Consider the following 11,145-nt stretch of genomic DNA (forward strand, 5'->3'; position numbering starts at 1 on the left):
TACGCGTTTGTGCTCCGTGCCGCACTCGCGCAAAGCAACCAGGCGTCAAAGATTCGGGCATGCAAAGCAGCGCAAGGACAAATTCTTCGGCCACGGACGCGGCGACCGGAAGCCGTGCGAAATCGGCCATAAAGACCGGCCTGATCGCGGGCGCGTTCGCCAGCGTGGCGTCGAGCGTTGCGCTGGCGATCTTGGGGCGCTACGAGACCGGCAGTTCCGCTGCAACCACCAATGCCACCAGCCATTGGGTGTGGGACCGCGAAGCCTTGTTCCGCAGGTCGCCGTCATTGCGGCATACGGTGCTCGGCTATGCCATTCACCACGGCTCGGCCACCTTCTGGGCGGTTCTCTATGCGTGGCTTCATGCCAACCGGCGACCCGCGCAATCGGCGCCGGCCGCGCTGGGGAGCGCCGGCATTGCCGCGGCCACTGCATGCGCAGTCGACTACCTGGCCACACCCCGGCGGTTGACTCCCGGGTTCGAGCACCACCTGTCCAAGGGCGCCATGGCCGCGGTGTACGCCAGCTTTGCTGTTGGCCTGGCGCTCGGCTGCGCGGTGGCGAACCGCGAGCGCACGCGGTGAGGCCCGGCTGGCCGAGGCATGGGGAAGGGCGAACAGTGAGGGTAGTGATCGTCGGCGCATCCGGCTTTCTCGGGCGCGCATTCGCCCAAGCCTTCGCGCACCGCGGGGCCGACCTGCTGTGCACCGCGCGCGACGCGGACAAGGCACGCGCGGAGGCCGGCTGGCCGCAAACCCATGCGCAATGGATCTCCGCAGACCTGGCGGAGGTTCCCCCCGCTTCGTTCTGGACGGAACACCTGCGCCCGGGAGACGTGGTCATCAACGCGGCCGGCATGCTGCGCGAGCGCCGCGCCGGCGAGTTCGATGCCGTTCATCACCTGGGGCCGGTACAGCTTTTCGATGCCTGCGCCGCGGTGGGCGTTGCGCTGGTGATCCAGGTCTCGGCCTTGGGCGCAACGCCCGCCGGGGCCAGTGGCTATTACCGCAGCAAGGGCGCCGCAGACAGGCACCTGCGGCGCTGCCAGGTGGCGTCGGCCATCGTGCAGCCTTCGCTGGTGTGGGGCGACGAGGGGGCGAGCGCGAATCTCTTCGCCGCGCTGGCCGTCATGCCGGTGCTGCTGCTGCCCGGCGGTGGCCGCCAATGGCTGCAGCCGGTTCACCTGCATGACGTGGTGGCCGGTGTACTGGCGCTGGCCGAGGCGCGGCCCGTGGGCAGCCGCACCATCGCCTTCGTGGGCCCCGAGCCGGTGAGCTTGCGCAGCTACCTGGCCGATCTGCGCCGGCAGCTCGGCTATGCGCACGAGGCGTGGGTGCTGCCGCTGCCCGAGAGCCTGTTCCGGTGGGGCGCGATGCTGGCCGGGCGGTGGAAGGGCAGCTTCCTGGACGCCGAAACCGCGGGCATGCTGCTGCAGGGCAATGCCGCGCCCGCCGCGGACCTGGTGGGCTGGCTCGGGCGAGCGCCGCGCTCGCACCGGGCTTTCATCCCCGCCCATGGCGTGCCGGCGCTGCGCCGCGCCGCGTGGCTGCAATGGATGCTGCCGCTGCTGCGCTGGTCCGTTGCGCTGGTGTGGATCTGGACCTTCGTCGTCTCCATCGGGCTCTATCCGCGCGACCAGAGCCTGGCGCTGCTGGCGCGCGTGGGTGCGAGCGCCGCGTGGGCCGAGCTGCTGCTCAATGGCGCCGCGGTGTTCGACCTGGCCCTGGGCATCGGCACGCTCGCGCTGCCCGCCGCGTGGCGCAGCCGCGTGCTGTGGCCGCTGCAGCTGGCGCTGATCGCCTTCTACACGGCGGCCATCACATGGGCCATGCCGGAGTTCTGGCTGCATCCCTTCGGCCCGCTCTCCAAGAACCTGCCGATGTGCGCGGCCATCGGCCTGCTCTGGGCCATGGAGCCGCCCACGCACCGCCGCGGCACGCATGCTGCACCCAAGCCGCCTCGAACGCCTTCTTGAAAGCCTCCTTGAAAGCCGCACCATGGAATACCTTGTCTTGAAGTACGTGCACGTGATCTCGTCGACCCTGCTGTTCGGTACCGGCATCGGCTCGGCCTTCTACCTGCTGGCCACCACTTTGTCGGGCGACGTGCGGGCCATAGCAGTCGTCTCGCGCATGGTGGTGCGTGCCGACTGGCTCTTCACCGCAACCACTGCCGTGCTGCAGCCGGCCACGGGCCTGTGGCTGGTGCATCGCATGGGCATGCCGCTCTCCACGCCATGGCTTGCGGCCTCGCTGGCCTGCTACGCACTGGCCATCGCGTGCTGGCTGCCGGTCGTCTGGCTGCAGATGCGGCTGCGAGACCTGGCGGCGCAAGCGGCCGAGGGCAATAGGCCGCTGCCGCCGCGCTACTGGCTTCTCTTCAAGTGGTGGGTGGCACTGGGCGTGCCGGCCTTCTTTCTCTTTCTTGCGCTGTTCTGGCTCATGATCGGCAAGCCCGCGCTCGGCGGCGCCTGAGCGGTCAGGCCATGGCTTTTGCGCGCTCGATGATGCCGCGCACCATGAACGAAAGAGTGCAGAGATAGCGTGCGTCGGCCGAGAGCGAGCGGCTCATCGCAAGAGCCAGTTCCTCGAAGTCCCTGTCGCCCGGTCCGCGGCCCGGGTCGCCGTTCCCCTTGGCAAGCGCCTCGGTGATCCGGCTTTGCGCCTGCAGGTAGTCGGCGCGCAGAAGCACGCTGCGCGCAAGGAGCACGTCCAGGTTCAAAAGGTCCAGTGCAGTCATATGGCGTGCCCTTTCTTTACCCCAGTGCCGTGTCGAGCACCATCATCAGCACAAAGCCGACCATCAGGCCGCCCGTGGCAAAGGCCTCGTGTCCCTGGCGGTGCGACTCCGGAATGATCTCGTGGCTGATGACGAACAGCATGGCGCCCGCTGCGAGGGCAAGGCCCCAGGGCAGCAGGCTGGCGGTCAGCGTGACCACCGTGGCGCCCAACACGGCCATGGCCGGCTCCACCAGGCCTGAAGCCACGCCGAGGCCTACCGACATGAAACGCCCGTAGCCGACGCCGCGCAGCGCAAGCGCCACCACCATGCCTTCGGGCACGTCCTGGATCGAGATGCCCGTGGCCAGCGCGGTGGCCGCCACAGGGTCTGCGCCCGCGAAAGCGACGCCGATCGCCAGGCCTTCGGGCAGGTTGTGCAGCGCAATGGCCAGCACGAAGAGCCACACCCGCTTCAGCTTCATGGCCTTGGGCCCTTCGAGGCCCTTCACGAAATGCTCATGGGGAACCATGCGGTCGATGGCCAGCAGCAGCGCCGCGCCGAGCAGCACGCCTCCGCCCACGATGCCTCCGGCGGCCCAGGCGCCGGCCCCCTGGGCGCGTGCGGCCTCCAGGCCCGGTATCACCAGCGAGAACGAAGTGGCGGCAAGCATCACGCCGGCGCCAAAGCCCAGCATGGTGTCGCAGCTGCGCTGAGAGAACTGCTGTGAAAGAGCCACGGGCAGCGTGCCCAGCGCGGTGGCCAGTGCTGCCAGGCTGCCGCCCAGCAAGGCGCCGCGCACCCGTGCATCGCCGCGCAAGATCGCCTCGGCCGCCTCGAAGGCCAGGAGGCCCAGTCCCAGTGCGACGATGCAGAAACCAAGCACCCGGCGCACGGGCCGCATCCTGGGGCCTCGCGCAAACAGCAGATCAAGAGTCGTCATCTTCGAACAAGCGATACGCCCGCAAAAAAGGCGGCGACCACCATGGCCGCCGCCAAACTCGCACCCACGGGGAAAATGGTTGTCGAGCCGGTGTGTTCACCCAATCGCAGATTCAGGGCGGCCCCGGGCGCTTCGCGTAGGAACGTTTCTCGTGTGGCTGGCAGCGCAGACTACATACAGGCTCCTCGAGCCCGGTGGGCTGAGGACTTATGTTCGCAGGCGCTCTGGAGTGACTTCTCAGCTGCTTGCGAGCTGGTCGCGCAGCGCCTGGGTGTAGCGCTCGCATTGCGACTCGAGGCGACTTTGCTCATCGTGGCTGCGAGCGTCCTGTGCCGCCAGGCGGTAGTGGCCCAACTGGAAGGCAAGGTAAGCCGGCGCGTAGAAGCCCAGCAACTCCGGGTCGATCCGGCAGCCGCGCCGCAAGAGGCCGTCGACCAGCCGGCTCAGCTCTTCGGCGGTCAGCCCCAACTCGGCCTGCGCACCGGCGACATCCCAAGCCGCGTCCTGGCAGCCGATCAGGTCGTGGCCCGCGTGGTGGTCCACCGCATCGGTCTTGAGGATGCGGCTGTCGTCCGCCAGCCATTCCCATGCGTGCATGCGGTTGTCAGTCATCACGCGGCGCACGCGGCCCTGCAGCCGCTCGGCCTGTCCCTTGAGTCGATCCCACGCGGCCGCCAGCCCGCTGCCAAGTGCCTCGGTGCTGTTGTGCCGCCCCATTTCATACAGTGCCTGCAGCGACGCGCCGTTTTCCTCCGCGGCAGGAAAGCTGCGCGCGCGAAAAGCGATGTAGTCGGCAAGGCGCTCGCCCATGCGCGCCCGCAGTTCCGCGCATTGCAGGCGAGTGGGCGACAGCGGCGCCATCTCGCCGTGCCATCGATCCACCATGAAGCCATGGCAAAGGCCCGCAACAAAAGGGGAGAAGCCGGCCTCCGCCAACCTCGTCGCACAGCCCAAGCGCTGGCGCGCGGCGTGGCCCAGGCCGATGAACTTCACCAGCCAGGTCTCGCCGCCGCTGCTGTGGGCCAGAAACTTGCGCCGCTCCTGCCATGGATGCGCGGGAGGCACATCGCCATGATCGCCATGCGTGCGGCGCCATGCACCTCCGGTGACATCGGCGAGCGGCGCCTGAAGCGGGCCGACCAGCGCCTCGACCCAGCCCTGCAGCCGATGCGCGGGATGCTCGGCGTGCAAGATCAGTTCGTCGAACCCGACCACGTGCACCGACGCCTGCTTCCACAATGCGCGCGTTTCATCATTGGCCTGCGCCCCCGGGCCGTTCGCGTGGCCGGGGAAGAGATGGATGCGGTCCACGGGCACGTCTTCATCGCGCAGCTGCCGTATCACGCCCGCCATGGACGATCCCGAGAGACCCGGCCCTTCGTCGACGATGGCGTGGTGCGCGCTGGGCCTTGCGAGCGGCGTGTCGCCGAGCGAGACACGGCGATCGAAGGGATGCCCGACCGGCCTCAGTGTGAGCGGCGCAGGCGCATCGAGCGCCACCGCCGTAATCGCGGCCAGGCTGGTGCCGATGCTGCGAAGGCCGATTACGCGCCAGAGCCCGGGCCGCAGCCGCTTGGCGGCGGCGAAGTGGCCTTCCGGATAGAGCGCATAGAACGCGTAGCCTTCTGGCTGCTTCACTTCCAGCTCGATGGAAGAAAGCGGTGCCTCGCACGCGGCGAGAAGATCTTCCAGCGGACCTTGCTGCAAATCGTGCGCAAAGGCTGCCTCCCACGACTGTGCGCACAGCCTGGCCACCGCCATGGTGAGCGCCATGGCCGCATCCGTTTCGGGCGATGGCGCGTCGCGCTTTCCGGCCGCACGAAAGCGCGCATCCGCAACGCCCTGAACCAGTTCACCCGCTTCGATGAGCGCATCGATGAGCAAGCTGTGCCTGCCAATGCCCGCCGGCGAAGCCCGCGCATCCGCAAGCTGGCCGCGCAGCCGCGCCAGCTTTCGGGCGGCCGGCTCACGCCGCGTCGCGTCTCCATAGACCAGCATCAGCGAATCCGCATGTGGCGGTACGCAATGGCCTGGAGCGCATCGAAGTCCGGAACCTCCCACGGTGCGCGGTTCAGTTCGCGATGGCGCGCGAGCCATTCGCTCCAGCAGGCGAACTGCGCGGGGGAGGGCGACACCAGCGCCCGGCGGCTTTTCATCTGCTCGAGCGCATCGAGCGGGCGGGCGCCGCGAAACACCATCACGCACAGCGCGAGCGTGGCCGAGCGGCCGATGCCGTGTTCGCAGTGAATGAGCACGCGCTCGCCGCGGTCGAGCGCGGCGCTGGCAAAGGCCACGCCTTCATCGAGCTGCGCGGCATCGACGCCGCACATGTCCTCGGTCGGCAAATGCAGCAGCGTCATGCCGTGCCGGTGCAGCACGGCCTCGTCGTCCTTGGCCTCGTTGCGCAGGTCGACCACCGCGCGAATGCGATGCGCGGAGGCGAGCTCTTCGGCCCGCTCCGACGGAAAGCTGCCGCCGACGGCAAGCTCCTGCGTGATCCAGCTGAAGTTGGGTGTCCAGGTCGTCGTCATCGTTCGCAGTCGTCGAAAAAATTTCATGGCAACCGGCATGCCCGAAGGGCGCCGCCTCTGTTTTCGATGCGCCACGTTATTTGCGCTCATCAATGCAGTCAACCATGCACCACGGTGCTGTCCTGTTCCTTCGTCGAAAAATTTCTGCTAGGTTTTTTCAGCACGCTTGCACCACCACGAACATCGGCACTCATCCGTCCTCTCCCCATGAAAATTTCAGTCCTCGGTACCGGCTACGTAGGCCTCGTCACGGGCAGTTGCCTGGCGGAGATCGGCAATGAAGTCGTCTGCTTCGACGTCGATCAGCGCAAGGTCGAAATCCTGCAATCGGGCGGCGTGCCGATCCACGAGGAAGGCCTGCCGCAGCTCATCGAGCGCAACGTGCGCACCGGCCGCCTGCTCTTCACGACCGACGTGGCCCGGGCCGTGCACCACGGCGACCTCATCTTCATCGCGGCCGGCACGCCGCCCGGCGAAGACGGCAGTGCCGACCTGCAATACGTGCTAGCCGCCGGCCGCAGCATCGGCCGCCATATGCAGGGCTTCAAGGTGGTGGTCGAAAAGTCCACCGTGCCGGTGGGCACCGCCGGCAAGCTGCGCGCAGCCATCGAGGAAGAGCTTTCAGAGCGCCGCGGCAACGGCGACCACGCCGCGGGCAGCGGCTTGCAGGGGGTCCCGGTCGCCATCGTGTCCAACCCCGAATTCCTGAAAGAGGGCGCGGCCGTCGATGACTTCATGCGGCCCGACCGCATCGTGGTGGGCACCGAGCCCGGCGACGCGGGGCGCCATGCCAGGGAAGTGATGACCCGCCTGTATGCGCCCTTCAACCGGCAGCGCGACCGCATGATCCACATGGACGTGAAGGCGGCCGAGTTCACCAAGTACGCGGCCAACGCCATGCTCGCCACGCGCATCAGCTTCATGAACGAGCTTGCAAATCTTGCAGAAAAAGTGGGCGTCGACATCGAGCAGGTGCGCCGCGGCATAGGCTCCGATCCGCGCATCGGCTACAGCTTTCTGTATGCGGGGTTGGGTTACGGCGGCAGCTGCTTTCCCAAGGACGTGCAGGCGCTGGTGCACACCGCCGCCACGCACGGCCAGCGCTTGCAGGTGCTGGAGGCGGTGCGCGCGGTGAACGATGCGCAAAAGCAGGTGCTCATAGAAAAGATCGTCCGCCGCTTCGGCGAAGACCTGCGCGGCCGCCGCTTCGGCGTGTGGGGGCTGGCCTTCAAGCCCGACACCGACGACATGCGCGAAGCGCCGAGTCGCCTGGTGATCAAGGCGCTGCTGGTGCGTGGCGCTGAAGTGGTTGCGCACGACCCCGTGGCCATTGCCGAAGCGCGCAGGGTGCTTGCGGGCGACCTGGACGGCATGCCCGAGCTGATTGCGCGCCTGCGCTACGTCGAGAACCCGATGCAGGCCGCGGAAGACGCCGACGCGCTGGTCATCCTCACGGACTGGAAGGCCTTCAAGAGCCCCAGCTTCAGCGCGCTGAAGACCGCGCTCAGGCAGCCGCTGATCTTCGACGGACGCAATCTGTACGACCCCGAGATCCGGTCGCAGGGTTTCGACTACCTGGCCATCGGCCGCTGAACAAAGACAGACAAACACACAACAGGAGCTTCGATCATGCGTGTCTACAACTCCCAACGCCGCATACTCGTGACGGGAGGCGCTGGCTTTCTCGGGAGCCACCTCTGCGAGCGGCTGCTGGCGCAAGGCCACGACGTGCTGTGCGCAGACAACTTCTTTACCGGAACGCGGCGCAACGTGGAGCACCTGCTCGGCAATCCGCACTTCGAGCTGATGCGCCACGACATTACTTTTCCGCTGTATGTCGAGGTAGACCAGATCTACAACCTGGCGTGCCCCGCCTCGCCCGTGCACTACCAGCATGACCCGGTGCAGACCACCAAGACCAGCGTGCATGGCGCCATCAACATGCTCGGCCTTGCCAAGCGGGTGCGCGCGCGCATCCTGCAGGCTTCCACCAGCGAGGTGTACGGCGACCCCGACGTGCATCCGCAGCCCGAGAGCTACTGGGGCAAGGTCAACCCCATCGGCGTGCGCAGCTGCTACGACGAGGGCAAGCGCTGCGCCGAGACGCTGTTCTTCGACTACCACCGCCAGCACCAGGTGGACATTCGCGTGGCGCGCATCTTCAACACCTACGGCCCGCGCATGCATCCGCGGGACGGGCGCGTGGTGTCCAACTTCATCGTGCAGGCGCTGCGCGGCGACCCCATCACCATCTACGGCGAGGGCCTGCAGACCCGCAGCTTCTGCTTTGTCGATGACCTGGTGGAAGGGCTCAACCGCTTCATGGACGCTTCGCCCGGCGGGCCGGGCCCGGTGAACATCGGCAACCCGGTCGAGTTCACCGTGCGCGAGCTTGCCATGCAGGTCATCCGGCTCACGGGCTCGTCGTCCAAGCTCGCGTTCGCGCCGCTGCCTTCGGACGACCCCATGCAGCGTCGGCCCGACATCCGCCTTGCCAAGGAAATGTTCGGCTGGCAGCCGAACGTGCAGCTCGAAGAGGGCCTCCGCAACACCATCGAATACTTCGATGGCCTGCTCTCGGCCGGAGAGCTGTCGCCCGCTCAGCTCGCGGGCATGCGCGACGGCGCCGTGGTGCCCGCGGCCGCAAAGGGCAACACCGTGCACGCCCGGTTCGACGCATAGCGCCGGACCATGCTCGCGCAGAACTCGGCAAACTCCTCGGGTTGCTGCGGCGGGCTGGTGTGGTGCGGCGCAATGCCGCGGTGCTCGGGCGTGAAGCAGAAGGTCAGCGTCACGTCGAAGTCTTCCAGCGCACGCATCTGGCGGTCGAACCAGCGCTCGGCGTTCGGCCGGAAGCTGTCGGCCCAGCTCAGCCCGGTGCGCAGGTGGCGCACGCCCAGCCGTTCGAGCCAGCGCACCGCGTCGTCGAGCCGGTGGTCTTCGAAGTGGAACCACTGGCAAATGCCCATCGAGGGCGTGTAGCTCGCAAACTGCTCGCATGCAAGCTTGGGCGTGCCGTCTTCGCGCAGCAGGCCCATGTGAAAGTGCCGGTAATAGCTCGATCCCTCGGCCTCGCGGTGCCGCGTGGTTGCGGGCCAGGCCTGGGGCAGGTCGTAGAGCGAATACCAGAAGATGCGCGGCACCCGGCCGATCAGCAGCTCCGCCGTGCGGCGCAGCCCGAACTCCTGCACCTCTTCAGCGCCGAAGGTCGACACGCCCACTTCGGTCACCCACACCGGCAGGTGCGTCACGGCCTCGATCTCGGCAATGCGGCGCGGCCACTCATGAATCTGCCAGTTGTTCCAGTCCAGCGGAAAGCCGTGCACCGCGACCGCATCGAGCCCGTCGAGCACGCCGCGGTCGCGCAGCCCGACCATGAAGTGCGCGTCGATGGGTGAGATGCCGCCGAGCACCTGCGTGAGCGTGCCGCTCTCCGCGCGCACCGCGCTCGATGCCAGCTTGACCATCTGCGCATAGGCAGACCAGTCGGGGTCGAGCTCGAGGTCCCAGTGCGACTTGTTGTTGGGCTCGTTCCAGAACTTGACGGCTTCGATCATGCGAGCTTGCTCCTCTTCGTGTGGCGCGGCGCATGCTCATGCGCGCGAGCTTTGCGTTCGGGCGGGGCGGCGGCTTCGGCGTCGCCGCGAATGAATGCCTCCACCAGCTCGCGCGCCTCGTCGTCGGTGAACTGCTGCGGCGGAGACTTCATGAAATAGCTCGAAGGCGCCAGCACCGCGCCGCCCACGCCGCGGTCGAGCGCGAGCTTGGCGCAGCGCACCGCATCGATCACCACGCCGGCGGAGTTGGGCGAGTCCCACACCTCGAGCTTGACCTCGCACTGCAGCGGCACGTTGCCGAAGGTGGTGCCTTCCATGCGGATGTAGCACCACTTGCGGTCGTCCAGCCACGGCACGTGGTCGCTTGGGCCCACATGCACGTCGGAGGCCTTCATGGGATGCCCGAGCTGGCTCGTGACGGCCTGCGTCTTGGAGATCTTCTTGGACAGCAACCGCTCGCGTTCGAGCATGTTCAAAAAGTCGGTGTTGCCGCCGAAGTTGAGCTGGTAGGTGCGGTCGAGCCGAACGCCGCGCTTCCTGAACAGGTCGGTAAGAATGCGGTGCACGATGGTCGCGCCCACCTGCGACTTGATGTCGTCCCCGATGATCGGCAGGCCGCGTTCGGCAAAGCGCCTTTCCCACTCGGGCCGCGATGCAATGAACACGGGCACGCAGTTGACGAAGGCGCAGCCGGCCTCCAGCACCTGCTGTGCATACCACTCGGTCGCCTTCTCGGAGCCCACTGGCAGGTAGGAGACGACCACGTCGGTCTTCGTCTCCTTCAGGATCTTCGCCACGTTCTGCGCCTTGCCCGGCGCGAGCGGCACTACCTCCTTCAGGTAGGTGCCGATGCCGTCGTGCGTGGGGCCGCGGTGCACCGGCACGCCGAGCCTGGGCACATCGGCAAAGCGGATGGTGTTGTTGGGCGCCTCGTAGATGGCTTCGCCCAGGTCGCGCCCGACCTTTTGCGCATGCACGTCGAAGGCCGCGCTGAACTCGATGTCCGACGGGCGATATCCCGCGAGATCGAGATGCATCAGGCCGGGAATGAAGTCGGTGCCCTGGGCGTTGCCATAGAAATGAACACCCTGCACCAGCGAGGAGGCGCAGTTGCCCACACCGACGATTGCGACACGTATCTTGCTCATGTTGGAGACCTTTGCGAGAGCCGCCGCGCATGCGCGGGGCGGACGTGATTGAACACAAGCCGAAGCTTTGTTCCTTCGCAATCTACGCTCGTTTGAAGCCTCGCGCGCACGCGAAACACCCTCGATGCACAGACCCAACTCTGCAGTGGAGTAACCGGGCATCGCGCCTACACACAGGTAAGTACCTTCGCACATGAAGGCGGCAATTTTTCGTCGAATTTAGGCCTTCGCCAAGGCGTTGAAAAAGA

Annotated in this window: 11 protein-coding genes; 5 read left to right on the forward strand and 6 right to left on the reverse strand. The window is 67.1% G+C overall.

Translation table 11 applies throughout. The features are described from left to right. Nucleotides 1-59: 59 nt before the first annotated feature. From V9L21_RS16700 to V9L21_RS16710, 3 genes are read left to right on the forward strand one after another with little or no spacing between them, the layout of a single operon-like run. Complete coding sequence (locus tag V9L21_RS16700; protein ID WP_337313698.1) at nt 60-584, forward strand: hypothetical protein; 525 nt, start codon at nt 60-62, stop codon at nt 582-584. Nucleotides 585-619: 35 nt separating this feature from the next. Further along, complete coding sequence (locus V9L21_RS16705; protein WP_337313700.1) at nt 620-1,975, forward strand: SDR family oxidoreductase; 1,356 nt, start codon at nt 620-622, stop codon at nt 1,973-1,975. Nucleotides 1,976-1,997: 22 nt separating this feature from the next. Continuing rightward, complete coding sequence (locus V9L21_RS16710; protein ID WP_337313701.1) at nt 1,998-2,474, forward strand: DUF2269 family protein; 477 nt, start codon at nt 1,998-2,000, stop codon at nt 2,472-2,474. A 4-nt stretch (nt 2,475-2,478) separates the two neighbouring features. On the opposite strand, the gene V9L21_RS16715 is transcribed toward V9L21_RS16710, so the two are convergent. The 4 genes from V9L21_RS16715 to V9L21_RS16730 all read right to left on the reverse strand — a co-directional run bounded on the left by V9L21_RS16715 (nt 2,479) and on the right by V9L21_RS16730 (nt 6,192). Next, on the reverse strand, nt 2,479-2,739 hold the full coding sequence (locus V9L21_RS16715; protein WP_337313703.1) for a hypothetical protein: 261 nt from the start codon (nt 2,737-2,739) through the stop codon (nt 2,479-2,481). Between the two features lie 16 nt (nt 2,740-2,755). Next, entirely contained in the window at nt 2,756-3,661 is a 906-nt protein-coding gene (locus tag V9L21_RS16720) for a ZIP family metal transporter (RefSeq protein ID WP_443305042.1), read from the reverse strand. A gap of 237 nt (nt 3,662-3,898) precedes the next feature. Next, complete coding sequence (locus tag V9L21_RS16725) at nt 3,899-5,659, reverse strand: hypothetical protein (RefSeq protein WP_337313705.1); 1,761 nt, start codon at nt 5,657-5,659, stop codon at nt 3,899-3,901. Then, nucleotides 5,659-6,192, reverse strand: a complete 534-nt coding sequence (locus tag V9L21_RS16730) for a protein-tyrosine phosphatase family protein (protein ID WP_337313707.1) — start codon at nt 6,190-6,192, stop codon at nt 5,659-5,661. Before V9L21_RS16730 ends, V9L21_RS16725 begins: the two co-directional genes overlap by 1 nt. Before the next feature lie 207 nt (nt 6,193-6,399). Here V9L21_RS16730 and V9L21_RS16735 point away from each other — a divergent pair, with 207 nt between their 5' ends. Next, nucleotides 6,400-7,785 (forward strand): UDP-glucose dehydrogenase family protein, encoded by a 1,386-nt coding sequence (locus tag V9L21_RS16735; RefSeq protein WP_337313709.1) that lies wholly within the window; start codon nt 6,400-6,402, stop codon nt 7,783-7,785. Between the two features lie 36 nt (nt 7,786-7,821). Continuing rightward, nucleotides 7,822-8,874: a UDP-glucuronic acid decarboxylase family protein gene (locus V9L21_RS16740; RefSeq protein ID WP_337313711.1), complete on the forward strand. Its 1,053-nt coding sequence runs from the start codon at nt 7,822-7,824 to the stop codon at nt 8,872-8,874. Here V9L21_RS16740 and V9L21_RS16745 read toward each other — a convergent pair. Together V9L21_RS16745 and V9L21_RS16750 are read right to left on the reverse strand one after the other, a co-directional pair. Then, a complete protein-coding gene (locus V9L21_RS16745; RefSeq protein ID WP_337313712.1) occupies nt 8,793-9,749 on the reverse strand; it encodes a beta-xylosidase in 957 nt (318 codons plus the stop codon). The genes V9L21_RS16740 and V9L21_RS16745 overlap by 82 nt on opposite strands. Then, nucleotides 9,746-10,897: an inositol-3-phosphate synthase gene (locus V9L21_RS16750; RefSeq protein ID WP_337313714.1), complete on the reverse strand. Its 1,152-nt coding sequence runs from the start codon at nt 10,895-10,897 to the stop codon at nt 9,746-9,748. The genes V9L21_RS16745 and V9L21_RS16750 overlap by 4 nt, the downstream gene beginning before the upstream one ends. Nucleotides 10,898-11,145: the final 248 nt, after the last annotated feature.

Origin of the sequence: Variovorax sp. CCNWLW235, from assembly GCF_037204085.1 — a bacterium.
GTDB lineage: Bacteria > Pseudomonadota > Gammaproteobacteria > Burkholderiales > Burkholderiaceae_C > Variovorax.